The sequence below is a fragment of the Niabella ginsenosidivorans genome (genome assembly GCF_001654455.1).
Taxonomy (GTDB): Bacteria; Bacteroidota; Bacteroidia; order Chitinophagales; family Chitinophagaceae; genus Niabella; species Niabella ginsenosidivorans.
In genome coordinates, this window is record NZ_CP015772.1 from 1760311 (window position 1) to 1787167 (window position 26857).

Consider the following 26857-nt stretch of genomic DNA (forward strand, 5'->3'; position numbering starts at 1 on the left):
TCTACGCAATATCTGTGCCTTTTCCTTCTTTGATTAATCAGCAGAGGACAGGTGAGTTAAATATGTGTCCGGTTTTGCTGCAGAACGCGAGTAGCATCAAAGGGCCTGGGGGTCATAAAAATTTATAATTCAAGAATTGTGTAGTTTAATTGTTTTAGTATGATTATCAGGTAATTGTGTCTGTTTTTTTAAAGAAAACTATTATTTGAAAATGCCGATTATTTTAAATATCCGGAAAATGACCGGTAGGTTTTGATAATCCCCGGAGGTTTGAAGGAGCCGTTTGTAAAGAAAAAAACGGATGACCTGTATAATAACTCTGATTCCAAAAGGGATATCAGAATTAACTGGGAACTAACCGGACTGGGCAGCGACAGAAAATGGTATTATTTATAAGCCGATACAGTAAACTATATCCTGCACCTTTGGAATAGGAACAAGTATAAGCAGGAGCTGCAGCAGACACTGCATTATGAGGCAACTGCCATGCGGATCGTATTATGGGGTACCAATGAATTCCGGGATTGAAGCTCCACAATCAACTATTTCCACCCGTAAGGAACATACTCATTTTCTATGCTGCCGTCATCGTATAGGTTTACCATAGCGTACCCGTTCTTTGTTTGATACCTGGGCTCCGGTTTCCACCAGTTACCACTTACAGCACCATTGCAAACATAGGTTACTCCATTGTATACTATTTGCTCACACAGGTGAATATGGCCGCTCAGGCATAGCTTTACGTTGGGATGCTGGTCAAACAAGGAAATAATACGTGGAGCATCCGTATGCATAGAGGCTAATCCCAGTTCATAACCGTTTCCCTTATTTTTATTATCAACTACAACACTTGCTGCGGAAACAATGGGCGCGTGTGAGGCAATGATTACAGGAGTATTGACCGGCGTATCTGCCAGATCCTGCTGGAGCCATACAAATTGTTCTTCATCTAAGGCGCAGGTGTACCAGCTGCCATCCGGTTTGGGCATAATGCTGTTCAGGACAATAAAATGCCAGCCTGCCTTATCAAAGCTGCGGTAGGGTTTTGAAAGGTTCATTTTATCCAATGCATATTTCACGCCATATAAAGGATCGGTCTTTTCTCCGAAACCCCAGCAATCATGGTTGCCGATACAATACTCAATGGGCAGGGAATTATCGTTTTTAAAAGTATCATTCCAAAGCTTCCATTGTGTTTCCACTCTTTCCCTTGGCTGTTTGAGGGCGTCAAAGATACAATCCCCGGTATTCAGGATAAAAGATGCCGGGTCTTTCTGTAATTGTACGTGATGCAGGCAGGCTGCCAGTCCGGCGGGAGCATTCCGTTCCGGTTCTATGTGCACATCGGTTAAATGAGCAAAACGCAAAACTCTTTTTTTAGCCTTATTTTCCGTTGTGGCAAAAGAGCGGATGCCGGGAGTGGCGCTTAGTAAAAAACCAATGCCTGCTTGTTTTAGTAAGGTTCGTCTGTTCATGATATACTGTTTTTTCGGCGGGATATGAATGCAAACCTATTTACTCAGGCCATTTAATATTCACTAAAATAAATTCTTAATGATTATTTAATCCGGGGTGGAAAGCCTGTTGCAGTTTGGTGCAGAAGAAAAATAGAATCGTCTTTTACATTTTTAATCATAAGTTAATAGCATGTTTATTTTAACTTAATAACAGGGGCTCAACTTTGCACTTCTTTTGTAAACCGTTTACTGCAATAGTAAAGCCTTAATATGATCTGTATTTCAATCTCTCAAAAAAGGATTTTTGTTTTTTTAATGACGCTCCTGATCGCTTCTTTCATAAACGCGCAGCAAACAGGACTGATCAAAGGAAGGGTAGCCGGGAGGGATAGCGGTTTACATGGAGCAACTGTTTCATTGGTGCATACCGGATACGTTACCACTACAGATAGTGCGGGATATTACGCAATTAAGGTACCGCCTGGTAATTACACCATCAAAGTATCCTATGCAGGATATAATGATTTGGAAAAACAAAATATCCGGATAAACAGCCGGGGCCAGGCAGTAGCGGATTTTATCTTAACAGAAAACGCAGATCTTGCTGAAGTGGTAGTGAGCTATGGCAGGCAAAAGAACAGGGAAGTGACGGGTGCCATAGGAACGGTGGATGCAGACCACCTGCAGGATATGCCCGTAACACAGTTTGCACAGCAATTACAGGGAAAGGTAGCGGGTGTTCAGGTAAATCAGTACAGCGGGCAACCTGGTCGTGGTATTGGCTTTGTGATAAGGGGAGCGGCTTCCTTTTATTCCAGTAATCAGCCCTTATTTGTTATAGACGGGCTGCCCATCACCGGAAGTATTAACAACATCAATCCTGCTGAAATAGAAAGTTACTCTTTTCTGAAAGACGCATCGGCTACGGCACTTTATGGATCACGGGCAGCAAATGGTGTAGTACTGATCACTACAAAACATGCCAGAAAAGGGGAGACGTCTATTCAGTTTTCAGCAAATTATGGTGTTCAAAAGATCCCTGTGAACAGAATTCCCCGGATGATGAATGCCAGGGAATTTGCCACTTTTATGAAAGAACGTGGAGAGGATGCACTGAAATACGAGCCGGGCTATAAGATCTCAAATGATTATAAGGCTGCTTATGATAATCCGGAACAGTATGGCGAAGGTACCAACTGGTTTAAATTACTAACACACAGTGCGCCCATTCAGAGTTATGATTTAAGCCTTATGAGCTCCAGGGAAAAGTCTTCTTCCTCTGTGATACTGGGATATCAGGAACAGCAGGGAGTAATTATCAATAACGGAACAAAGTTGTTCTCGGCAAGATTAAATCAGGATTTCCGGTTTATGGATGATAAGCTGAAGATCGGGCTCAATATGGCACCAAGCTACCGGGTTGATCATAATAACCGGTTTTCAACCGATGGGGTAGGAGGGCTTTTTGAGCGTTTCTTTGAAGCGAGCCCTTTAATTGCACCTTATGACTCAAATGGAAATTATGTACGCAATGTAACATCCCCGGGAATGGTAAGCTATATCAATCCATTAGCGATTTATAACCTTACCAACGATGATTATTATACCACAAGGATTCTTGGCAACCTGTCTGTTGATTACGAATTTTTGCCTAACTTAAGATACAAAGGAAATATTGGGGGAGACAAAGGTGCTGAGACCCGAAAGTATTTTCAGTCGGGCTTTGTAACCGGCACCCAGGGCCAAACCACAGGAACCAGTGCGGCTGTAGACAACTACTCCTGGACATGGGAAAATAATCTGGAATACAGTAAGTCCTTTCACAACAGGCACAATCTAAACGTATTGGCCGGGTATTCTGCCCAAAGGTTTAACAGTTATAGTAATACGCTCACCGGCCTTGATTTTGTTTCGGACGATATCCCTTATCTGAATGCCGCCAGCACCATAACAGGAAGCAGTAGTGCCGGCTCTTATTCCCTTATTTCTATGATTGGCAGGGTCAATTATAATTATATGTCCAGGTACCTGCTCTCGCTTGCGGTTAGAAATGACGGATCTTCCAGGTTTGGCTCAAACCGGAAATGGGGCAATTTCCCTTCGGTTTCGGCCGGCTGGGTAATCAGTGATGAGCGGTTTCTGAAAGATAATCGCGTTATTAACTTTTTAAAGCTGCGTGCAAGCTATGGCATTACCGGGAACAATTTCTTTGGTAATTATGATCCTCAGGCCACTATCGGAACCTATTATTACAACTTTAATAATGTAATTACCCAGGGGCAAACCATTAACCGGCTGCCCAATGAAGACCTGCGATGGGAACGCAATAAACAGTTTGATATAGGACTGGACCTGAGCTTATTCAACAGCAGAGTAAATCTTACCTATGATTTTTACCGGAAAACAACAGATGGCCTGATTCAGCAGAGAGATATTCCCACTTCGTCCGGTTTTTCACAGATCATCTATAATGTTGGCGCGCTCAGGATGTGGGGGCATGAAATCGGTATCAGTACAAAAAATCTTGTTGGCGCCGTTCAATGGAATACCAACCTGAATCTGTCTTTTGATCGCAATCTGATTATTAACCTCGTTGACCCGGGCTATATCCGCAGGAATAATACGGTTACTTCCGATTACTACCGGCAGCAGGAGGGGCACCATCTTGGAGAATTTTATGGGTTTGTGTTTGAGGGCCTCTATAAAGATGCTGAAGACCTGGCCAGCTCGGCTAAATACTTAAGTACCCCGGCCAATCCTAATGGCAGCTCCGATATTGGCACCATTAAAGTTAAAGACATTAATGGAGATGGTGTGATCGATGATGTGAATGACCGCACATTTATTGGTGACCCTACTCCGACCTTTACAGGCGGAATGGTAAACCGTCTTACATATAAGAATTTCGATTTTAATATTGATATGACGTTTTCTTACGGCGGAAAGATCCTGAATGCGGCTAAGTGGGCTTACCAAACGAATATGGATGGATCCAGGGTAATGCTTGCCGCTGCGGCAGACCGATGGAGGTCTATTGAGAACCCGGGATCAGGAGTGTATCCGAGAACAAAGACCGGTACTACCGCAATAGGACGTTCTGTTAACACGCAATGGATTGAGGATGGTTCATATCTGACCGCAAAAAATATTTCGCTGGGGTACACGGTGAATTTAAAAAACAGTGTCTTAAGAACAGTAAGAATATATGCTTCTGTACAACAGGCGTTCGTGGTCACCGGTTATAGCGGTATGAACCCCGAAGTGAATGTAGGCGGTTCTGATCAGACGGCAGGGGTAGGTATTGACGAAAATGCCTATCCTATTCCCAGAACTTTTTCGATCGGTTTTACAACCTGTTTCAGATAATTAATAATTGTACAATGAAAGATAAACGGATAATCGTTTTATTGGCAGGTATGGCACTGATTGCCTCCTCCTGCAATAAGAACTTTTTGGATTTAAAACCGGAGGATGCTTACACCGCTGATAATTTTTATAAAACAGAGCAGCAGTTTCAGTCAGCGATAGTAGCTGCCTATGCTCCCTTACGTGATGTGCTGGTCAATGATTATTTTACTTCTGAAATGCATTCAGATAACACAGTCTATCAACCGGCTCCCGGAAACCGGGGTACTGCAATTGTACAGCGGGAAAATATTTCCGATTTCTTAAACACTTCTACGAATGCCTATGCAAATGCCACCTGGCAGCATAGCTATACTGGTATTTCCAGAGTAAATATTGTGATAGAGCGATTGAAAGCTTCAGATCTCAATCAGGACACCAGGAAAAATATTGATGGGCAGGCCAAATTCTTAAGAGCGCTGAACTATTTTAAACTGGTGCGCTTATATGGTGGCGTTCCACTTTTTTTACAGGAAGTAAAAGTGGCAGAAGATGCTTTCAAGCCAAGAGCGGCAGTTGATGAGGTGTATGCTCAGATTATTTCGGATGCAAAAGAGGCCATTGACGAGTTGAATCCCGTGGATAAATTTCCGCAAACCGGTAAGGCGACCAGGGGTGCTGCGGCTATGCTGCTGGCTGAAGTTTATGCGGTGCAAAAGAAGTGGGCAGCAGCAGAACCCCTTTTAAAAAGCCTGGCTTCAATGGGATATGACTTATTGCCGGAATATGAAAAAGTGTTTGATCCGGCCAATAAAGGCCATAAGGAGTCGATATTTGAAATACAATTTCTGGGAGGTAGTGATAAGGGAACTACTCCCAACCCTTTATCGTTTCATTTTTTGCCCAGAAGTAATAATACCATTTTAGCAACGGGTATTGCAATTAACAATACAGGCACAGGAGGCTGGAACACACCCAGCACCGATCTGATCAATGATTTTGAGCCCGGAGATAAGCGCCTGGATGCCTCTATTGGCATTGCTGAGGGTACTTATGATGCCAGCTATTATTTAACCTATTCCGCAATCAAAAGCATTGTGAACTACATGGCGCCCGAAGGAAAAGTAGGCGTTCCTTTTATTAAAAAATATCTTCATCCACCTCTTCCTGCCGTTACGGGGTCCAGTGATAATTTTCCCGTTTTCCGGTATAGCGGAGCTTTATTATTGCTGGCGGAGGCTCTGAATGAACAGGGAAAAACCGCAGAAGCGCTGCTCCCCCTGAACAGAGTAAGAGAAAGGGCGGGACTAATGCCGGTCACCAGTACTAACCAGGAAGTGATCAGAACAGCTATTTATCATGAAAGAAGAATAGAACTCGCCTTTGAAAATTACAGGTGGACCGATCTTTTAAGAACCGGGAAAGCGCTGGATGTGATCAACCAATTTGGAAAGAAAATAAAAGCAGAGCAGACATTTCTTGCCCCGGATGCTTATGTCATTGATGCGCATCATTTATTATTTCCTATTCCTGAAACGGAAGTGGGGCTTAATCCCGGCATACAACAAAATCCGGGGTACTTTTAGGTGCCCAGAATATATGCACCGTTTTGCCTTTTCCTGCAAAAAAAGTAGTGAGGCCTTGTATTCCCATTCATATGATCCTCATAAAGCCAATGTCATCAAAGGCGATGCTTCTTCATAGGAAGGAAGCGGTTTTAAAATAGGATAACAGCGTCTGCGCCGGAAATGCTACAAAAATGATTGAACAATTGAAGCCTGGCAAAGACAGCGAGGGCCAATCCTGATTGGTAGTGTAATTTTCTGATTCCGGTTTCCAAAGTTTAGGCTCATATTCAGGTATGAGCGGGTAAATAGTGCCGTACTCAAAAAATGATACAGATATTTGCAAAGAGACAGAGTTGTATATACAGTAGACTTCTGTAAGGACAGTTGTCAGCAAATTTAACATTTGGGTAATTTGGCAATAAGATCTTTGTATTGCAATTAAGTAAAAAGTGAAAAATTCATCAGTTTCTATAAAAGGAAAGCGCAGGCACATTTGCCCGCATTGTAAAAAGGGACAGCTGGATGAACGGGTGCATCGCCCGAAATTGGTAAAAACCCTTTTATTTTTTCTGCCATTGAAACGGTATGTTTGCTACCGGTGCAAACGAAAGTCGTATGTATGGGAGCCATAATAGCTGCCTGCGCCGGTATTAATTGTTCCAACGCTGTTTCAGAAATATATCATTTTTGCATTCAAACACGGCAGGGATCTTACAGCGCAGAAAAAGGCGACGGATGTGATGTACCGTTTTTGGGAAAAGAGAACAGTGATAAAGGGCGGAGAAAGGGCCTGGTCAGGTGCAGCCGGATAACGGTGATTGGAGCTGAAACAAGAAGTCTTTCTCAGACCAGCACTGCTGAATATAGAATACCGGATAGATTAACTGCGGTTACATTATTAAAATTAACGCTGCCGTAAGCTTTTTAATACATCACTGATCTTTTCTATAAGCTCCTTATCAATACTGTTCCTGGCATCGGGCTGCCGGGCAATGGCCCTGAAGTTTAACTCGTCATCCTGTTCAAAAATCAATTCCTGGCCTTTTACATTTACATAAAACTTATAATCATAGGCAAAAGTCACTAATCTTCCGTTAAGCAGTAAGTTTTCATTTTTATATGTTACAGGTAATTCAAAATAATGCTCCATTCTCTTCTTAAATCTTCAGCTGCAAATTTACGAAAAGCTTCTGGTATTGGCTCATTTTTATGAGGATGCCGGATGTTTTATGCTGAAGCGGATACCGGAGCTTCATCGGAATGCTCCTTTTAATTTTGAAGAAAAGAACATGACCGGCACCGGAGGCTCTTTAATGAAGGCTTTTGTGATGCTTTTATGAAAAATACCGTGCTTTTGAACAAACATAATTAAGAGGTCAGGAGCATTTTTTATTATATATTCCTTTATGCCATCCACTATATTGTCATTTGCTAAGAAATGATATTTCAAATTAAAGTTATCCAATTGCTCCTGAATTTCAACGGTCATGGGCACTTCTTTAGCGGATCCGGCTGAACCGGAGGAAACATATACAATGTCTGTTTGGGGATGAAAGGGCTTTAGCCAGCTCCTTAAAAATGGCCATTGCAGACTATCGCTGCCGGTCAGATCAACAGCGAGGCCTACTTTTTTGAATCCGTTCATGGTTGCCAATGGGGGAATAACAATTACGGGAAATGAACTGTATTTGGCAATAGTGACTGAATAAGTGCCTAATACGAGCCGTTCAAGGACAGTAACAAATTGTGATGCAATAAAAACAGCAAAAGGCGCTTCCCGGTCGCATAGGGCGTCCAGCTCCCGGATCACCGATCCCACTTTGTATACGGCTTCTATTTCAATTTCGTTATTGACCCTTTTTTTTGTTTTCAGGAGTAATTCAGACAATAGCTTGTCTGTTTCTTCTATAGTTGCCCCGCAGGCATCCAGGGGCAGCTGTGCGTCAGACATTGCCGGCACAATGTTTACCACGTTAAAGATAATGAGCCGAGCCTTTACTGCTTTTGCCACGTCTGCGGCGAAGTCTACCGCGTGATTTGAAACTTCTGAAAAATTGGTTGCTGCGATAATGGTTTTCATTATTAAACTATTTAAACCGAAGATATCTTTGAATTGCTCCTGCTAAAGGTAGGGCTGCTGACAGCCTTATTGAATGATCAGGCACAGTATGCCCATTGATAGTTGTCATTTTAAGAAATCACCGCTTTTATTGATGCCGGTGAAGTTTTACCAATAACAGTATTTAATGGTAACCAACATGGAAGGGCAATAATTCCTGACTGTAAATGCCGGGTTACTTTACCAGGTGGTAACTGTCTGCAAAATAATGAACGGTTTTGCCTGCCATTACATCAGCTGTCATATACAGTATAAAAACCGGAACAGGTTCCGGCAACAGTTTAATGACCGGTTGTTGTCCTTTAATACCCGCATTTAAAAAAGCTTCGTCAAGTGGTTCTTCCAGCAGCTTATTGGCTAGCGCAACCGGTTTTTGGATGCGCACACAGCCATGGCTTAAATATCTTCTGGAGAAATTGAATGCCAGTTTCAGATTGGTGTCGTGCAGGTATACGCTGTAAGGGCTGTTAAGGTTAAATTTCATAATGCCCAGCGCATTATCGCATCCGGTAGACTGCCGGAAACGATAGGGGAAGTTCTGTCTGGTGAATTTTTTCCAGTTGATCCTGTATGGATCAGGAACCTGTCCCTTGCTGTTAACTACCTGTATTTTCATAAGGCCCAATACTGCGGGATTATTTTTGTAAACGGAAGGATTTCATTTACCGCAATGCTCCGGGGCACATTCCAGTAAGGGTAAAGAATGATCTGATCACAGTAGACTGTAAAACGGGGCGTCCGGGTGGAAGATTTACCAGCTACTACCCGCATATTCAACTGAAGGGAATCCGCATCATAATAATTCAGCTCGGCAGCTGCAATATTTACAACGATGAACTTTTTAAACCTGAAGTGGTGCATTCACCGGTAATTATTGAGGGTTTCAGATAGTTGCCGCGATTTGTAGCGATTGCCGGAATCGAACTGTTTGGCCAGGGCCTCTTTTAGAAGCGTGTATTGAGGCGTTGCCGGTTCCATTTGGCTAACGATCTCTTCCGGGAGATCAGCAGTCTGCGCTTTTGCCAGTGTACAGATCAGGTATTGCTGATCCGGATAAGAAATTTTCCGGAGATTGCGTCGCTGCTGATCTCCCGGCCTGCGGGGTCACCCTGGTACAGGTCTTTCAGATATGCCAAAGCAGCATCCGTGAACATATGGTCCTCTGTCCGTGACCAGTTTTCCGGTCTTTTGGCAGATCTGACCCCGGTATCCGGAAGCAGTTTTAAATAATTGTGTTTATCAAGGCCCTGGAATGTGCATTGCGCTGTTATTATTTGTATCAATCGGGTGCGGAGGGCGCTATGTACGGTATCCGTCCCCACTCAGAAATTACTGTCCTTCCTTATTTGGTAGAACGCTGCTGCCAAAGGCTGGTTTACGGGTTGCCGCTGTGCGTGTACATCAGCGATGCCTGTTGCGGGAAACAGTAAAGCGATGACAAATGTTATTGCTGCTGCTCTTTTGTCCGGGATCAGCGCCAGGTATTTCAGGAAGTACTTTGGCATACCGGAATTTTCCATAAAACTGCGCACATCAGCCGGTAAAAAAAATGACAGGGATCACTATAGCTTTTGATGTGTATTAAACGGACTGACGATTATAATTGGTTTCAGGGGATCATACATTTTGAACCGGTCCGGGATTGCTCCAGGCTTTGACAATTGCTGGTCAGTGAACGGGATCATATGATCTGATGTGTGTCAGGGTGCCTGCTGATGCTTATCATTGCAATACCTTATGCGGATGCGTATCTTGGAAATCAGAATACAGGAAATAGGAAAGCATTAGTCTATTTGCAGTCAGCAACGATAAAGGCGTTGCATTCATGGTCATTGAATCCGATCATTCGGATGTCAAGTAAATAAAGTGTCGTCATACTGTTGCTATGGCTATCGGTAAACGTATAATGCCGCCCCGTCCTCCGGTTGGCAGGGAAGTATTTCTGGGTAATCGGCTGGTCTTAATAATCGACAGACTCATCTGCTCCTTCCGCTTTCAGCGGAATACGGCCTGGATGATGTACAGTACTTCTCGTTAACAACTTGTCGAATTACGAACCATGATTTACATCTTTCGGCAGGCTCAGGAAAGTATTCCTTTTTTAAAATCTAACTGATATTAATGATTAAGATATGAAAAAAATACTTTTAGTCTGCGATCCTGATCATTATCCCCATGGCCCACTGGAGTTCGTGAAAGGGATAAGGGAGCATGAGCCTGTTTTTGTAAAAGGAGTTTTCTTTGGTGCTGTTAACGCGGCTGACCTGAATGCTGAAAAAGATGCTCCTGAAGTTTATGAAGTGTTATTGAAAAAAAGGAAAGAAACAGAGGGGAAAAATGTTGAGCGGTTTATTAATCAGTGTAAAAACGGCGGGATCAGGTATCGGTCCATCGAAAAAGACTGTTTCTCCCGGAATGAAGATTTCTGGATGAAAGAGACGAGGTATGCTGATCTTATGATCATTAGTCTGCAGTTATTAAGCTCCGGCGCCGGTTCTTCTTCGCCCGGTGTTCATGCAGAGCAGTTGCTGCGGTGGTCAGACTGTCCGGTACTGATCGTTCCTGAAGCCGTTTACCACCCGGAGCGCATCATCGCGGCATATGATGGCACGGATGAGAGCATGCATGCGATTATCCAGTTCTGTAAAACGCTGCCATTGTTTCAGTCGTTGCCGGCGGAATTTGTCTATATAAAAAATGAGAATAATGACAGGATTCCCAACCAGGAGCTGTTGCAGGAGTACATAAATGCACACTTTGAAAATGCCGCTGTCTTAAAGCTCCACTGGGAGCCTGGCAGGCTTCTTACCAGATGGATGGAGTGCCACCGGAATCCTTTGCTGATCACCGGCGCCTTTGGCAGATCTGCATTATCCAACCTGTTGCATAAAAGTTTTGCAGAGCTGATCGTAAGCAAAACCGGTTGTTTTGTTTTTATTGCCCGCTAATCCTGCTTTTGACAGGCTGTTATCACAGACCGCCGTAATTAGAATCAATCCGCGCATTGATCCTGCTCATCGGAAAACGGTCCTTTACAGCAGTAAATTTGATTGGATATTGATTGACAAACAGTCATAAAAACCATAGGCATGAAGAATATACTGTTTATAACAAATGCTGTTTCCATGAATTGGAAGGTACTGGATTTTGCCTGTTTCATAGCAGGGGCAGCTCATTCCTCACTAAAAGGTATTTTTGTTGAAGTAGCAACAGTATCAAAAACCTATATCCTGGAAAGTGATGATGAACCTCCTTGCGGGGATATTTTAGGTGGATCGGATATAATGGGATTTGAGACCCGGCAGGGGCGAAAAGATACGAATATCCAGCGCTTTAAAGAATACTGCGAAAAGAAGAATATTCCCTGTTCTACCCTTTGTGTGGAAGGAGAGCCGATGAAAGCCGTTTTAGTGGAGAGCCGGTTTGCAGATCTGATCATTGCAGGTGCAGCAACATCTGCAGAGGAGAACCGGAATCAATTCCCTGCCGAATTTATGAAGCGGTTATTGCAAAAGGCGGAATGCCCTCTGATAATTGCTCCTGATCATTTAAATGATATTGATGAAATTATTTTTGCTTACGATGGTTCCGCTTCTTCTGTATTTGCCACCCGGCAATTTGCGCAATTGATGCCTTTTTTTGAAGATAAAAAAATTTTTGTGGTCCAGGTGGGCAATGCGTCGGGTATCAAATATAAGCGCCAGATCAGTGACCTGTTACGGGGTTATTATTCACAAATAGGCTATAAAGTAATAGATGGCAGCGACCCCTCTTATGAACTTTTTGAGTTTCTGAGGCATCGGGATAATTGTATGGTCGTAATGGGCGCCTATGGCAGGGCGTATTTTTCCCGGCTGTTTAAAAATAGTACAGCAGATCCGCTGATCCTGTTGCTGAAAGTGCCGATTTTTATTACGCATTGCTAAGCCAGCAGTGGGCTTTCCGAACAGAGGTCAAAGAACCATGGATACTGTTGCCGGGAAGCAGCTGACAGCCTGTTTTAACTATAAAACATATATAAAATGGAAATAAACTTTGGCGGGCAATCCTCTGTAAAAGATGTTCAGGAAATTTTTCATGGCCAATATCCTTATTTAAAACTTGAGCTGTACAGGTATCCTCATTCACGGGGTATGGCTTCGGCAATCGGGGGTAAAATAGATGCATCCGTATTGCTGAAAGCGCTTTCTCCTTTAAAAGGCCTGGTATCCTTTAATACAGACCCCTCTCAAACCGTGGCAGGTTTTGAAGCAGAATTTTTCCGTAAAACGGGTATCGGCGCACAGGTGGTGCGACGGTCAGGAAAACTTTGGCTTCAGACAACGGATACTGATGATCTGACACTACAGCAACAAAATGAAACAGGACGTGAAAGTACTTATTACAAGGAGGACAACGGACCGGAGGATTTTGGATTACTGGACGAGGATTAGTGCAGCAGATACGGTATGGCAGTGCTGACACGTCCGGGCTTTGCTGAATAGATTACTGTCAAAGCCCGGAATCCTTAAGATATTGAATTCAACGGTATCAGTACATACGTCGAATCAGATGGGTGCCGGCCGTTCCGGGATTTTAAAGAATCAGTAAAAAGATCTGCTTATAAATTTAAAAAAATAGGTTATGTATAATCAGCCATTATTCAATTTAAGAGAAATTTTTCCAGGTGCCGCAAGCGACTTTTTTTTTCCCTGGAGCGAATGGTTAGGCAGGAATAATATCTTTAACTATGATACTGTTCCGGCCCTGAATGTTTCGGATGACAAAGAGCGCTACAAGATTACGGTTGCGGCCCCGGGCCTTGAGAAAGGCGATTTTGATATTGCCGTGGAGGATGATGTGCTTACGATCAGTGCTGCATCCGAAAAAGAAAAAGAGGAAGAAAAGAAAAAATACCGTCGCAGGGAGTATAGCTATTCCGGTTTTTGCCGTACGCTTACACTTCCTTCAGATGTTGATACTGACGCTATTGAAGCAACATATGAAAACGGGATATTGACATTAGGTCTATATATAAGAGCTGCAATTTGCATCGCCCTCTCTTTTCAGGTACGCCTTCATTAATTGAACATTTGCTCCAGTTTATTATAGTTCAGGATTTTAATTTTACTCCCTTCAAGGCTGATCAGTTTCTCGTCTTTCAGCTCGCTCAGCATGCGGATCAGCGACTCTTTGGCAACACCGGCGATAGCCGCGAGGTTTTCGCGCGACAGGTCGATCTGGAAAGCAGCATCATCCTGCGGGTTGTATTTATTATGTAGGGTTACCAATGTGTCGGCCACTTTTTTGCGTAATGAATTATAGGCCGTGGCAAGCAACTGTTCTGCTTTTTCGTCGATATTGCTGGCCAGGATGCCCATAAATTTTTTCATAACAACGGGATTGCTTCCCAGTAGTTCCTCAAATTCTGAACGTGGTATCAGTGCTAATTCCACATCGTCCAGCGCTTCAGCCGTTTCCCGGTAGGTTTTCCCTTCCATCAGGGGCAGATAACCTAGAAAATCACCTGCTGCATACAAACCTACGATAAGCTCTTTTCCGTCATCGTTTCGTTTAAAAGTCTTTACTTTTCCCTTCTGTATATAAAATAACCGGGATGGATGGTTCCCTTCAGTGTATATAATCTGTTTTTTCTTATAACGGTTGATTGTTCTGTCTTTTCTCAGTTCTTCCAGATAATCCTTTCCATAGGTGACGCTGATCAGTTGGTTAACTCCATCCAGACTGCCGGGGAAGAACTTTTTGATCCGTTCTGCTTTTTTCAGGCGCACTTCTATAGCGTTCAATAACTCGGTACTGTCGAAAGGCTTGGTGATATAGTCATCTGCTCCCAGTTCCATCCCTTTTCTTATCTCCGTTCTTTCAGACTTTGCTGTGAGGAAGATAAAAGGAGTGGACTGTAGGTCCTTATTCCGTTGAACCATGTGCAGTACACCGTACCCGTCTAAAACCGGCATCATAATATCACAAAGGATCAGATCTGGCCGGTTCTTAATAGCCGCATCAACTCCTTCCTTACCATTTTCGGCGGTAATTACTTCATATCCTGCGAGCTCCAGGATCTCTGCCATATTCTCCCTTATATCAGGGTTATCTTCTATGATTAATATTTTGGCCATTGTTCAGAAAATTTTTAACAGGGTTTCGGTCTCCTGTATTTTGACCCATTGCCCGGATATTCATATTCAGTTCTTTTGGAAAGCACAACTGTCAGATCCGCGGTCCTTAAGGTTCAGTAACCATTTATTCGGTATCAATTAAGTCTTTTTTATTTAGAGGAAAATCAATAAAGAAGCAGATGAAATAATAGCATGAGTTGCTACTATAACAATCATTACCTCCCAGAGAATTCCCAGGTTATGTGTCCATTAAATTTTATCAGCCTGTAAAATAAACAGGTAATACAAATATAGCATTATTATGCTGCGACTGATGAAGAGAATATCGATTTTATGCAGGACGGGTCAGCAATGATGCTCTTGTAATAAAGGCTGGTTAGCTGGTTAAAGCCTGTCTGTTAACCGGTTTGCAGGCCGGCTGTTTACCGGTAAACAGGAGCCGGTAGTTATAAACACCGGGGGTAGCGAATAACAATTCATGCCACCGGTGCCACAACCCAAAAGTATTTTATTATGCATTATATAAATGCAGGGCGCCCCGGCCTGTATGCCTTGTTTTTTAAGTTAACAAGAAGATTCAAAAGCCCAACGAGCAGCATTAATACAGCGGTCCATTGGATGGTGTGCCAGGTCTTCATAAAAGGATTGGTTAAAAGGAGCACCCCAATGGTAATTGCGCAGGCCCCTTGTGCGCTTAAAAAATACCAGTCATTTATCTTTTCTTTTTCAAACAGTGCGTAAAGGGCTTTTAAAATGCCCCAGGCTATTGCCCAGATACCGGTAAAAAAGGCAAAGAGAAAAAAGGTAAATAACAGATTAAATGCCAGCAAGGTTCCGAAAAAGCAATTCAGCATTTCTTCTGCCAGGATCCAGTTTGCCGATTTTGAGGAGCTCTTTTCTGCGGAGAACAGTGCTAAAAGGTGTATCCCGCTCAAAAGGATCCCAATACCGGAAAGTTTGATCAATTGGAGATAGCTATTCCACGGGAATAGCAGGGTACAGACACTTAGTCCGATTAAAAGGGCACTTGCAATTTGTGTAATCATCCATAAATGAAAATTGATAGTGGGTTTATTGATCTTATAGGGTTGCATCTGTAGTTTTTGACTAAATTATGATGAAGGAGGGCCCCGCTCCAATGAGGGCGGATACGGGCAGGGGTGATTGACATCACTTATAGTTGAAGTCTATGGGTGTAGCATTGAGATGATCTCAATGCAGCATCAATCAACAGCGCGCAGTAAACTGGTTTGCGCCTGATCAGGCAACCGTTTGATGCCGCTCATTTTTATTTATGGCAACCGGCGTTAACTTTGCTGATGATCATCTTTAACTCCGTAACAAATGACAGATAAAAAAGAATCAATATTATTTTACCGGCACCGGATCAGCAAAAACACCGGAGCAGGCAGGTGGTACGGTTTGCTATGTTCCATCAGCAGATCACGGATACTCCTGCCCGCGGTCTCGCCGGCTTTTTCGTCAGACGGAGGCGGCCTGCGATTGTATTACTGGAATAAGCAACCACTAACAAAAGCCCCTGTCTTATTGTATCCGGATAAATATTCAGCGTTATGATACTGCCCTATACGATGCAGGCAATGGTCTTTCATGGAAAAGGACAGCCCCTGGTATCGGAAACGTTGCCTGTGCCCGTACCAGAGAACGGGCAGGTGCTGGTGAAGGTGATCGCCTGCGGCGTATGCCGTACTGATCTGCATATTATTGACGGAGAACTTACGGAGCCGAAGCTGCCGTTAATACCCGGTCATGAGATCATAGGTACTGTTGTGCGCACAGGCCCGGGAGTGCAACAACTGAAAGAAGGCGTTATAGTAGGCATCCCCTGGCTGGGCCATACCTGTGGTGCCTGCAAATATTGTCTTAGCCACCGTGAGAACCTTTGTGAACAGGCAGAATTTACCGGTTATACCCGGGACGGTGGATATGCCACCTACACCCTTGCCTGGGAACAGTTTTGTTTTCCGTTGGCGGATGAATATGCCGGGCCTTCAGGCGCGCCCCTGATGTGCGCGGGTCTGATCGGCTACCGTTCTTACCGCATGCTCCCGGCCGAAGTGAAAAAGATCGGCATTTATGGTTTTGGTGCGGCTGCACATATTCTTACGCAGGTAGCTTTATTTGAAGATAAAGAGATCTATGCCTTTACCCGCAGGGGGGATGTAAAGTCTCAGGATTTTGCCCGCCGTTTAGGCGCAGTATGGGCAGGCGATTCCTTACAGGACTTGCCACGGCAATTAGATGCCGCCATTATTTTTGCTTCCGATGGCGCTTTAATTCCAAACGCATTAGCCAATGTAGACAAAGGCGCTACGGTAGTATGCGGCGGGATTCATATGTCTGATATTCCTGCATTTCCCTATAGCTTATTATGGGAAGAGCGCAAGATTTGCTCCGTGGCCAACCTTACCCGCGCCGACGGTGATCAGTTCCTGGCACTGGCGCCCCGCATTCCTGTTCATACTACTGTAAATTTGTTTGAGTTGCACCGGGCCAATGAAGCACTGAATGCCCTGCGCAACGGTCAGGTAAACGGAGCAGCCGTGTTGGTGATGCCTGCTTAAGCTTCCTGGCAGGCACGCGCAGTTTTTTATGATATCATAGATTGAGGAACAATAAAGAGCGCCCTGAATGTTAGTATATTTGTGCTGATAAGGTTTATCGCATGAATAAAGCTACAGGAATAGGGTTTGATGCATTGTTTACAAATGCCACGATGGGCATTATGGTAGCAAATGAACGGGGAATAATCGTACTGACCAACCCTTTTCTGCTGAAACAATTCGGCTACAGGGAGGAAGAACTGCTTGGGCAAAGGATCGAAAAGCTGATCCCGCAGCGCTTTCACCAGCGACATGTCCGCCACGTGGAGCACTTCAACGAACATCCTAAAAACCGGCCTATGGGGATGGGAATGGACCTGTATGCCGCAAGAAAGGATGGGAGTGAATTTCCTGTGGAAGTGAGCCTGGGTAATTATGAAACAGATAATGGCAAATATGTTATTGCTTTTTTGAGCGATATTTCCAAGCGTAAGGAGGCCGAGCTGGCATTACAGCAACTGAATGAGGAGCTGGAACAAAAAATTGAAGAGCGCACCCGTACACTCACCAGTACGGTAAAGCAACTGGCTGCCCTTATTGCAGAAACAGAAGCCAAAGACGCAGAACTGAACCGGATCAACATATTTCTCAACAATATCTGGGACCACGCTGAGGCGATTATTTATGTTACAGACAGGGACGGAACAATCAAGATGTTTAATCCTGCAGCGGAAAGACAATTAGGTTATAGGGCTGAAGAGGTGATTGGTAAAGAAGATCCTACCCGGTTCCTTGATGATACTGAAATAACGCTTTCAGATCTGCTTGGAGCGATGAGTATTGTTCAGCCTAATGAAAGAGAGCTGTTCTACACCCGCAGGAACGGGAGCCGTTTCCCGGTTTCTCAGACCTTCACAGCCATGCGCAACGTGCAGGGTGAGGTCGAAGGATACCTGGGCATTGCCATGGATATATCCAAACGCAAAAAGGCAGAGACGGATCTTCGCATAGCGCTGGAAAAGGAAAAAGAGCTGGGCGAGCTGAAGTCCCGCTTTGTTTCCATGGCTTCGCATGAATTCCGAACGCCGCTTAGTACCATTCTTTCGTCCGCCTATCTGGTGTCCAAGTATAAAGAAAAGGAAGATCACCCCAAAAGGGAAAAACATGTGCAACGCATCATTTCTTCCGTGAACATGCTTACTGATATCCTGAATGATTTTCTTTCCGTGGGAAAGATTGAAGAAGGGAAAATACAGATGCGCTGCAGACCCTTCGACATTGTGCAACATTTGCAACAGATCATCAGCGAGCTGAGCGGGCTGCTGAAAAAGGGACAGCAGGTACACTATGAGCATGATGACAGCTGCCTGGTAGAACTGGACCCCTCCCTGATGAAGCATATTATTATGAACCTGTTAACGAACGCCATCAAGTTTTCACCTGAAGATACCACTATTGAATTGCGCAGTAAGCTGACAAAAGGATCTTTGATATTAACTGTGGCTGACAAGGGGATTGGTATTCCCGAAGAAGATCAGCAACATTTATTCGAACGATTTTTCCGCGGATCAAATGCTGCTAATATCCAGGGCACCGGCCTGGGCCTTCATATTGTAAGCAAGTATGCCGAATTGATGGGCGGTACCATTTCCTGTAAAAGCCGGCTTGATGCCGGTACTGTGTTTGAGCTCGGTTTTACGCTTAAGAAAGCTCCCGGTAATAATGAAGATAACTAACTGAATGCAATCGTAAGATTGGGGGAGCCGTACCTGATTGCCAGGGTGTTTAGCGGAAATTCTATAGATTGGCTTTTGAGAAGGAGGGGCTGGTAGCCATCCTATTGCTGCAGCTACACATCTTTAATCCGGGATAGTAAACTTATAAAAGATATTTTCATCTGTTGGAACTCATAGACCAGCCGGTGTATATCCCTTTCCAGCACAGCACATTGAAATTTGCCTGAATTGGTAATTTTTCCCCGATCCGACACTTTTTGTAATAAGATACTGATCTCATGCCTTAACAGATCTATGACCTGATCTTTTTCTACAAAACGTTGCTGGAAGCACTCTGCCTGTTCTATGAACTTCAGATCTACCTGCCCGCTGATGGTTTCCGAAAGCCGGTTCTTTAGAAGAATATTTTCTACCTTAAGTTCATTTAAGGCAACCAGCCATTCAGCGCTTTGTTTTACATAGTAGGATCCATCTGACTGATACTCTTTTTTCATGTTCCGGTAATGATCAAAAATAATCCCGGCCGCCTGATTTCATCGTAACAACTATTATATACAAACATGACAAAAATCATTGTTTATATGATAAGGGGTAATTAAAATACGGGCATTTATGATCTGCTTCCCTTTTATGTCAGTTGAATCCTGTGCCTTTCTTAAAGGGCATGCCCGCAGTCAAAAGACATATAGTTATTTACACTACTTCTATTTCATCTTTAACATCGGTAACCCCGGGTGAGGCCCACGCAGCTCTTTGGATAATATTTTTTTCATGCCAGGATCCGGCCTGCCCCTTCAGTATGACTTTATTACCGGAGGTCTGGATATCTATATTAGCTGCCTGGATATCTGCGTTCCGTTCCAGGGCCCGCTTGATGTCGTCTTTTAAAATGGCTTTGTTAACCACCGGCTTTACCGCAATCAGGTCGGAAATCCCTTTAACACCCTGTAGCAGATCAATGGCATCGTACGCCGCTTTTTTCTGGTATTGCCATTCCACTGCTCCTTCGAGGGTTACCCATCCGTTTTCTACCTTAACCCTGATCTTATCCTTTGGAACAAGGGTATGATAACGAAATGCTGCGATGATAGCCGCAGCCACCTCGGTATCGTTGCTGTTATCTTCAGGCCATCTATCCACATTGATGTCGATAGCCACTGCTTTTACACCTTTTACCCTTTTAGCAACCAGCTCCGCCTGGGTTTTCTTTGCAAAGCTGTCCACATTGCCGGAGAGTGTTACTACTCCATTATGCACAGCTACTCCTATTTCTGTGGCATTCAATACCGGCTCCCATTGTAATTCAGCCAGTACGTCTTCCCGGATCTTTTTGTCTGATTTCATAAAGCGCTGTTTAATTGTCTGAAAACAGGTGCATGTTAAGAACACCATTGTAGAATAAAGATAGATTTGTGTGCAGGGTTTTACAATGATTCCGGTCAACCGGGATCATGATGCTGATGATCCTGCCGGCAGCCGTTGTTCTGCCTGCACCATATTTTTGATACCCTGCAACAATGCATCGGGATTAAAGGAAATGCTGTCAATTCCCTCCGTTACAAGGAACGCTGCAAAATCCGGATCGTCGCTGGGTGCCTGACCGCACAGCCCTATCTTTTTATTGAATTGCCTGGCCTGGCGGATCATATCCGAAATCATCTTCATCGCTGCCGGGTTCTTTTCCGAAAAGAGCGGCGCAACAATACCGGAGTCCCGGTCAATGCCCAGCGTCAACTGCGTCAGGTCATTGGAGCCAATGGAAAAGCCATCAAAGAGCTGCGCAAACCTGGCTGCCAATAATATATTTGAGGGTATTTCCGCCATCATGTAGATCTCCAGGCCATTTTCCTGTTGTACCAGGCCATTTTCGCGCATAGCAGCAATCACCTGTTTTCCTTCCTCCGGGGTTCTGCAGAAGGGGATCATCAGCTTTACGTTGGTGAATCCCATTTCGTCTCTTACCTTTTTCATAGCAAGGCATTCCAGCCTGAATCCCTCTTTGTACAGGGGATGATAGTACCGCGAAGCTCCACGGAAGCCCAGCATGGGGTTTTCTTCCTGTGGTTCAAACGGGCCGCCTCCTAAAAGATGTGCATATTCGTTGGTCTTAAAGTCGCTCATTCTTACAATTACGTCTTTAGGATAAAAGGCAGCGGCTATCTTCCCTACTGCTAGTGCCAGTTTGTCAATAAAGTACTGCTGCTTATCGCTGTATCCTGTTGTTAAATGAGCAATCTGCTCTTTCACCAGCACGTCTTCAAGTATAGCAAACTTTACCAGTGCCATAGGATGAATACAGATGGCATTATTGATAATGAATTCCATACGCAGCAGCCCGACTCCCCTGTTCGGATAGAAGGACCATTGAAAAACATTGCCGGGGTCGCCGATGATGAGCATCGGCGCTGTTTTACCGGGAAGTTGTATACTGCTTAGGTCTGTTTGTTCTTCGGTCCATTGTGCAGTTCCTTCATAAACACGCCCTTCCCTGCCTTCCGCACAGCTGATGGTGATCTGCATGCCTTCCCGGATCTTTTGTGTGGCGTTGCCGCAACCTACCACTGCGGGGGTGCCCATTTCTCTTGCGATGATGGAGGCATAACTGGTACGGCCACCTTTATCTGTAATAATGCCCTGTACCTTTTTCAGAAAGGGGGCCCAATCGGGACTGGTAAGCCCGGTAACCAGGATGTCGCCGGGTTGCAGTTTTGCCGCATCGGCAGGGTTGGCCAATACTCTTGCTCTTCCGGAAACGATCTTGCTGCCTACGGCCATGCCGCTGGTGATCAGCGGGTAACTGCCTTTTAGCCTGTAAATATGTTGCACCGGCCACTGCCGGCGGCTGTGTACCGTCTCCGGCCGGGCCTGTAAGATGAACAATTCCTGGGTGGTGCCGTCTTTGGCCCATTCAAGGTCCATCGGTTTTTCGTAGTGTTCCTCTACGATCACCGCCCAGCGTGCCAGTTGCATCACTTCTTTATCCTCCAGCACAAACAGGGCCCTCATACCTTCCGGTGTATCCATATTTATGGTACCGGTGCCCTCCTTTACTTCTGCATACCGCATCCATTTTTCCTTGGAACCCAGGTTCTTTTCCACTATGGCGTATTTATTTTGCTTTAATGTTGGTTTAAACACCAGGAATTCATCCGGGGTAACGGTGCCCTGTACCATGTTTTCTCCCAGTCCCCATACGCCGGCTATATGTACTGTATTGCGGAACCCTGTCTCGGGCTCCAGTGTAAAACAAACACCGGAACAGCCTTTATCGGCGCGTATCATTTTTTGTATTCCCGCAGACAGGGCAATTTTGTCATGTGGAAAGCTGTTCTCATTACGGTATTTGATCGCCCGGTCTGTATACAGGGATGCAAAGCATTCCTGCACTGCCTGTAATAAGGATTGCTCGTCACGTATATTCAGGAAAGACTCATGCAGCCCGGCGAAGCTGGCCTCAGGCAGGTCTTCTGCAGTGGCGCTGCTTCTTACAGCCACAGCCGCTATTTCAGGGCCGTTTAGTTTCCGGTAGGCAATACAAAGCTCTTCCCGGAGGCTTTGCGGGAGCTGCGCCGAGATCAATAACCCGCGACAGGCCTTGCCTATTTCAGCAAGGTTATCATAGGTCGTTGTATTCAATGTTGCCAATATCCGTTTAAGAGGATACCCCAGTTTATTTTCCCGGATGAAGATATGGAAGGCTTCGGCGGTAGTAGCAAAACCGTCGGGTACGTTTATACCTGCAGAAGAAAGCCGGCCCTTCAGTTCTCCCAAAGAAGCATTCTTGCCACCAACCAAAGCAATATCCGCTATGCCTGTTTCAGAAAAAAACTTAATAAAATGCATCGTACAATAATTTATACAAAAATGCCGCGGGGCTGAAGGCGCCCCTATGACGGGTATCATCTCAGGATCTGACATCCATCAAATACCGGTCGGTGATCAGCATTGGTACGGAAAATGATCCGCGTCATTTTATATATGTTATGCCCGGTTTTATTTTGTAAAAAACTTTAAGTTTATAATTAAAAAGTATAGGTATGAAACAACTTGAAAATAAAGTGGCTATTGTCACCGGCGGCGGTTCCGGTATCGGCGCTGCTACGGCCCGCCTTTTTGCAGCAGAGGGAGCCAAAGTAATTGTATCTGATATTCATGAAGATGCCTGTTTAAAGGTGGTGCAGCAAATAACCGAAGCCGGGGGCCAGGCTTATGCTGTGCGGGCAGATGTGAGCGACCCCCGGCAATGTGAATCCCTGGTCGCCGCCACCCTGGCACAATATCATCAGCTGGATATAGCTTTCAACAATGCGGGGATCGGCGGAGAAAGTAATCCTGTAGCAGATATGAGCATTGATGGCTGGAACAAAGTGATCAGCGTTAATTTAAGCAGCGTGTTTTATTGCATGAAATATGAAATACCGGCGCTGCTGGCCAATGGAGGAAGTATTGTAAATATGGCTTCCATTTTAGGAGCCGTAGGCTTTGCCGGTTCTGCGGGCTATGTGGCAGCAAAACACGGAGTGATCGGCCTTACCCAGACATCAGCTATTGAGTATGCAGCCAAAGGTATTCGAATTAACGCAGTAGGTCCGGGCTTTATTGATACCCCTTTATTAAGTTCGGCCGGTATGGATACGGAAATGAAACAGCAACTGATAGCACTGCATCCGGTTGGCCGGTTGGGCAAAGCGGAGGAGGTTGCAGCGCTGGTGCTGTGGCTGAGCACAGAGAAAGCTTCTTTTATACAGGGTGCGTATTATCCCATAGACGGGGCCTATTTATGCCGGTAAGGCATTTATTATCCAGATGCTCACCTTTTGTATATGAACAACAAAACAAATATCCGCCATTGGGAAAGCGCTCATAATGACTGGTTGCGCACTCTGGATTTTTATAAAGAAGAGATCGGTATTCTGAATAACCGGCTGAAAGAAATTGCAGGAAAAAATACCGGTAAAGAAGTTGGGATGCAGGTGGAGCATTTTCAGAATGCATTTATCCTGCCTTGCGATTATATCGAAGAGCAGGAACATGCGATCCATTTGAACCTGGCTGAGATTGCCGGAAAATCACCACGCAGCAGGGATTTATATCCAATCAGGTGCTGCTACAGACCGTTCAGGATCGCGGGCACGCGATTGCGCCGGTTTAATGTTTCAAAGGTATAAATTGCTTGAACGTATCGCCACGTAACCCAATCCTTAATGTTTCCAATGGGATAACATCATCCGGGGCTATATTGCCCAGGTTTACATTAGGGCCAAGCAAACTTATGAACCAGGCCTGCTGCGATTTATTCGGCGCTTCCCAAAGTATTTTGTCGTTAGGAATATTTTTTAATATTTTGTTGACCAGGGCAGAGTGGGCATTACCATTAGGGCGATAGATACCAACGGTACCGCTTTCTCTCGATTCGGCAATTACCTTCCATGCCCCGCATTCTATTTCTTTACTCATCATCGAAATCCACAGGTTGGGACGGATGATTAAACCCGCTTCTTTGGAGCCGACTTCTGACAGTACGGTAAATTCCTTTGACAGTTCTTTTATATAATGGCATTTTTTCTCATGAGGCATTTGCAGTGAGCCATCAGACACTTCAACATATTCCATTTTGAGGTTGCTTACAAGACGGCGATAATCATCAAACATATCCCGTACAATAAAAGCTTCAAAAAGAGTTCCTCCAAAATAGGTTTTTATTCCGGCCTCGTGGTATAGGTCCAGTTTCTTATTCAGTTCTTTGGTTAAAAGGGAGGTGCCGAAACCCAGTTTAACAATATCCGTATATTCATCGCTGACACTTACCAGGTCCTCGGCCTGGCGCAGGCTAAGCCCCTTGTCCATTACCATTGTTATGCCACTTTCCCGTGGCTTATCACTTCTTTCCGGCAATCCGGGTAGTTCAAAGTTCCGCATTTGTTCTCTGTGAATTTAAGCTGAAATACAGGAGAGGTGAAAGCATATAACAATAGCTTTCGCCATAAAACGATAGGGATGTGTGTAGAAACCTGCCATGAAGCCGGCTTATTATCTTTGATGTCAGATCTCGTCATCGGGGGCAATATTACGTTTTTATTAGGGTCTTACAAATTTTTATGCCGGTCCTGGCAGGTTGAGAATGCCGTTAAGCACCGTTATGGGGAGTCTTTTAAAAACAGGTGATCAATGCTGGCCCGTTTTGATCGTCCTGGAGAGGAGGAGGTTAATGCGGGAAGCTGTCGATAAATTTAATTTCCATTATTTTCTGCTCAAAATCACTGGCTGGAACCAGCGCCCGTGACTTGATCCGCATTTTATAAGTATATACTGTGCTGACGCTGTAACCCAGTATCTGGGCGATGGTTGCATGTTCCTTTATCCCCAGGCGCATTAAAGCAAATATCCTGAGCGTAGCATTGAGCGTTTCCCCTGACTTTGGCCAGATCTGATCTTCCTTTTTTAAAAGCGCATTAAAGGAGGTGATAAAATTGGGGAACAGCGTTAGAAAAACCGTATCCAGCATATGGTATAAATGCTCTTTTTCTTTTTCGACATGAATGTTGTTTAAAAACAGGTTGACGTCCTTATATTTTCCCAGCTTGATATTGTGCAGGGTCTTGTGCTTTATATTCCCCAGCGTTTCTATATAGGAGGAGCAGGTTTTAAAAAATAACCCGATGAGCTCTTCCTTTATTTTAGAAGACTCCCATAGCTTTTGATTGACGTTCTCCAGTTCGCTGTTTTTTTCTTTTATTTCCAGTTCGCTGGCTTTGATCCGTAATAGTTGTTTGCGGTAAATGACCAGCAGAAAGAACAGGACAACCGCAACGATCAAAAAGGTCAGGAAACCTATGAGCAGTTTATCTTTCTGGTGTTGTTTTTCATCGATCAGCTTAGCCGCGATCACCGGTAATATGGATTCGATCTGTACCGCGCGGTTCCTGGCGCCGTAAAAATGGGCATTACGGGCAGCTTCCTGCATAAAGAGATAAGCATCATTGGTCCTGTTGAGTTTAAACAGTTCCTGCCCCAGCAGGAATATGGCCAGTGTTTCTTTGGTAGAGGAACGGATATCATTGATGGCAGCAAGGGCAAGGAAAAGGATCCGGTCCTCGCCCGTATAGGCAAAGCTGATCCTGGTAGCAACCATCGCTATACTATGTTCAGGCAGTTGATGCCGGATAATGGTATTATAGAAAAAATCAGGTGTCTTTTTTTTTTGTTTTATCGAGTCCGGAAGAAAGGCCAGGTTAATGGTTCGCTCAAAATCATTGGGAGGAGTAACGATCTCGGCTTTCTTAAAATCTTCCTTCGATTGCCTGTAATAGCCCTGTGAAAAATGAGCGTCACCATCATAATCGCCGATACCTGCATTCAGTCTGGCCCGCAGGAACAGGTAATCCGTTTTGAGCGCGTTAGGCAACCCGCTGGTATCAATTTGCCCGGTAATATCAAAAGCTTCCTTATAAAACCCGGAATGCAGTAATATACTGCCCAGCAGGATCTTACTGTGGATCAGGCTGTCCTTTTTCTGAAATCGCTCCGAAAGATCGATCATCTTTTTAACATAAACAAAGGCAGAATCAAACTTAAAGGAACGGTATTCTTCAAAGATCTCTGAAGAAAGATTGAACTGCGTGTTAAACTGGGTACTATCGGTATGAAGCAACGCCCCCCGCAGCATAGCGATCCGCTTTTCTTTGGCCTGATCATAATGGTCTTCCCTGGTCAGTTCAGATTTCAATACTCTTAGCAAGCTGTCTGACCGGATATTTTGAGCAAATCCATTGCAGCTTCCCAGTAAAAAAAATAAAGCAAAAACTATTTTATTCATATAAATAACACACCTTATTAGACAAAATGCGATTCCTTTTTTTTGATATTGTTTTCCACTCCGCTCAAACCCGGCAGCTGCTGTTTTCCAATTCCAGTAAGAAGAGAATGAAACAGCAGATCCGGTGTTTGTC

The 26857-nt window shown here is 44.4% G+C and carries 24 protein-coding genes; 11 read left to right on the forward strand and 13 right to left on the reverse strand.

Going from position 1 to position 26857, the window contains the following annotated elements:
* The first annotated feature begins 270 nt into the window (after window positions 1-270).
* Entirely contained in the window at window positions 271-396 is a 126-nt protein-coding gene (locus tag A8C56_RS25265; RefSeq protein WP_262492539.1) for a hypothetical protein, read from the forward strand.
* Between the two features lie 146 nt (window positions 397-542).
* On the opposite strand, the gene A8C56_RS07365 is transcribed toward A8C56_RS25265, so the two are convergent.
* The gene (locus A8C56_RS07365) at window positions 543-1475 is read right to left on the reverse strand and encodes a metallophosphoesterase family protein (RefSeq protein WP_067753966.1); all 933 of its coding nucleotides are present in this window, start codon (window positions 1473-1475) and stop codon (window positions 543-545) included.
* A 252-nt stretch (window positions 1476-1727) separates the two neighbouring features.
* Here A8C56_RS07365 and A8C56_RS07370 point away from each other — a divergent pair, with 252 nt between their 5' ends.
* Window positions 1728-4823 (forward strand): SusC/RagA family TonB-linked outer membrane protein, encoded by a 3096-nt coding sequence (locus A8C56_RS07370; RefSeq protein ID WP_067753968.1) that lies wholly within the window; start codon window positions 1728-1730, stop codon window positions 4821-4823.
* A gap of 14 nt (window positions 4824-4837) precedes the next feature.
* Window positions 4838-6388, forward strand: a complete 1551-nt coding sequence (locus tag A8C56_RS07375) for a RagB/SusD family nutrient uptake outer membrane protein (RefSeq protein WP_067753970.1) — start codon at window positions 4838-4840, stop codon at window positions 6386-6388.
* 886 nt (window positions 6389-7274) lie between these two features.
* On the opposite strand, the gene A8C56_RS07390 is transcribed toward A8C56_RS07375, so the two are convergent.
* The 5 genes from A8C56_RS07390 to A8C56_RS07415 form a co-directional block, all read right to left on the reverse strand.
* Window positions 7275-7520, reverse strand: a complete 246-nt coding sequence (locus A8C56_RS07390; RefSeq protein WP_067753976.1) for a hypothetical protein — start codon at window positions 7518-7520, stop codon at window positions 7275-7277.
* Window positions 7521-7622: 102 nt separating this feature from the next.
* Window positions 7623-8450 carry a universal stress protein gene (locus A8C56_RS07395; protein ID WP_067753979.1) on the reverse strand — a complete coding sequence of 276 codons (828 nt, stop codon included), beginning with the start codon at window positions 8448-8450 and terminating at the stop codon, window positions 7623-7625.
* A gap of 214 nt (window positions 8451-8664) precedes the next feature.
* Window positions 8665-9105 carry a L,D-transpeptidase family protein gene (locus A8C56_RS07400; protein WP_067753982.1) on the reverse strand — a complete coding sequence of 147 codons (441 nt, stop codon included), beginning with the start codon at window positions 9103-9105 and terminating at the stop codon, window positions 8665-8667.
* Complete coding sequence (locus tag A8C56_RS07405; protein ID WP_067753986.1) at window positions 9102-9350, reverse strand: L,D-transpeptidase family protein; 249 nt, start codon at window positions 9348-9350, stop codon at window positions 9102-9104. The genes A8C56_RS07400 and A8C56_RS07405 overlap by 4 nt, the downstream gene beginning before the upstream one ends.
* Before the next feature lie 461 nt (window positions 9351-9811).
* Window positions 9812-9994 (reverse strand): hypothetical protein, encoded by a 183-nt coding sequence (locus A8C56_RS07415; protein WP_157097907.1) that lies wholly within the window; start codon window positions 9992-9994, stop codon window positions 9812-9814.
* Between the two features lie 627 nt (window positions 9995-10621).
* On the opposite strand from A8C56_RS07415, the gene A8C56_RS07420 reads away from it, so the two are divergent.
* The 4 genes from A8C56_RS07420 (at window position 10622) to A8C56_RS07435 (ending at window position 13553) form a co-directional block, all read left to right on the forward strand.
* Window positions 10622-11437, forward strand: coding sequence for a universal stress protein (locus tag A8C56_RS07420; RefSeq protein ID WP_067753994.1), 816 nt, complete (start codon window positions 10622-10624; stop codon window positions 11435-11437).
* A gap of 141 nt (window positions 11438-11578) precedes the next feature.
* Window positions 11579-12415, forward strand: coding sequence for a universal stress protein (locus A8C56_RS07425; protein ID WP_067753996.1), 837 nt, complete (start codon window positions 11579-11581; stop codon window positions 12413-12415).
* Between the two features lie 96 nt (window positions 12416-12511).
* On the forward strand, window positions 12512-12922 hold the full coding sequence (locus A8C56_RS07430; protein ID WP_067753998.1) for a hypothetical protein: 411 nt from the start codon (window positions 12512-12514) through the stop codon (window positions 12920-12922).
* A 190-nt stretch (window positions 12923-13112) separates the two neighbouring features.
* Window positions 13113-13553, forward strand: a complete 441-nt coding sequence (locus A8C56_RS07435; protein WP_067754000.1) for an Hsp20/alpha crystallin family protein — start codon at window positions 13113-13115, stop codon at window positions 13551-13553.
* Here A8C56_RS07435 and A8C56_RS07440 read toward each other — a convergent pair.
* A complete protein-coding gene (locus tag A8C56_RS07440) occupies window positions 13550-14608 on the reverse strand; it encodes a response regulator (RefSeq protein ID WP_067754002.1) in 1059 nt (352 codons plus the stop codon). The two genes, A8C56_RS07435 and A8C56_RS07440, sit on opposite strands and share 4 nt — an antisense overlap.
* Before the next feature lie 518 nt (window positions 14609-15126).
* Window positions 15127-15702 carry a DUF308 domain-containing protein gene (locus A8C56_RS07445; protein ID WP_071609327.1) on the reverse strand — a complete coding sequence of 192 codons (576 nt, stop codon included), beginning with the start codon at window positions 15700-15702 and terminating at the stop codon, window positions 15127-15129.
* 480 nt (window positions 15703-16182) lie between these two features.
* Here A8C56_RS07445 and A8C56_RS07455 point away from each other — a divergent pair, with 480 nt between their 5' ends.
* The gene (locus A8C56_RS07455) at window positions 16183-17193 is read left to right on the forward strand and encodes a zinc-dependent alcohol dehydrogenase family protein (RefSeq protein WP_218917263.1); all 1011 of its coding nucleotides are present in this window, start codon (window positions 16183-16185) and stop codon (window positions 17191-17193) included.
* A gap of 101 nt (window positions 17194-17294) precedes the next feature.
* On the forward strand, window positions 17295-18908 hold the full coding sequence (locus A8C56_RS07460; RefSeq protein ID WP_067754010.1) for a sensor histidine kinase: 1614 nt from the start codon (window positions 17295-17297) through the stop codon (window positions 18906-18908).
* Between the two features lie 113 nt (window positions 18909-19021).
* On the opposite strand, the gene A8C56_RS07465 is transcribed toward A8C56_RS07460, so the two are convergent.
* From A8C56_RS07465 to ppsA, 3 genes are all read right to left on the reverse strand, one after another.
* Window positions 19022-19402, reverse strand: a complete 381-nt coding sequence (locus A8C56_RS07465; RefSeq protein WP_067754013.1) for a hypothetical protein — start codon at window positions 19400-19402, stop codon at window positions 19022-19024.
* Window positions 19403-19601: 199 nt separating this feature from the next.
* The gene (locus A8C56_RS07470; protein WP_067761730.1) at window positions 19602-20252 is read right to left on the reverse strand and encodes a BON domain-containing protein; all 651 of its coding nucleotides are present in this window, start codon (window positions 20250-20252) and stop codon (window positions 19602-19604) included.
* Window positions 20253-20357: 105 nt separating this feature from the next.
* Window positions 20358-22751, reverse strand: coding sequence for a phosphoenolpyruvate synthase (gene ppsA / locus A8C56_RS07475; RefSeq protein ID WP_067754016.1), 2394 nt, complete (start codon window positions 22749-22751; stop codon window positions 20358-20360).
* Between the two features lie 194 nt (window positions 22752-22945).
* On the opposite strand from ppsA, the gene A8C56_RS07480 reads away from it, so the two are divergent.
* Window positions 22946-23698, forward strand: a complete 753-nt coding sequence (locus A8C56_RS07480; protein WP_067754019.1) for an SDR family NAD(P)-dependent oxidoreductase — start codon at window positions 22946-22948, stop codon at window positions 23696-23698.
* A 33-nt stretch (window positions 23699-23731) separates the two neighbouring features.
* Window positions 23732-24076, forward strand: a complete 345-nt coding sequence (locus A8C56_RS07485) for a hypothetical protein (RefSeq protein WP_157097909.1) — start codon at window positions 23732-23734, stop codon at window positions 24074-24076.
* Here A8C56_RS07485 and A8C56_RS07490 read toward each other — a convergent pair.
* Window positions 24057-24827: a phosphosulfolactate synthase gene (locus tag A8C56_RS07490; RefSeq protein ID WP_067754025.1), complete on the reverse strand. Its 771-nt coding sequence runs from the start codon at window positions 24825-24827 to the stop codon at window positions 24057-24059. The two genes, A8C56_RS07485 and A8C56_RS07490, sit on opposite strands and share 20 nt — an antisense overlap.
* A 286-nt stretch (window positions 24828-25113) precedes the next feature.
* Entirely contained in the window at window positions 25114-26724 is a 1611-nt protein-coding gene (locus tag A8C56_RS07495; RefSeq protein WP_067754028.1) for a DUF6377 domain-containing protein, read from the reverse strand.
* Window positions 26725-26857: the final 133 nt, after the last annotated feature.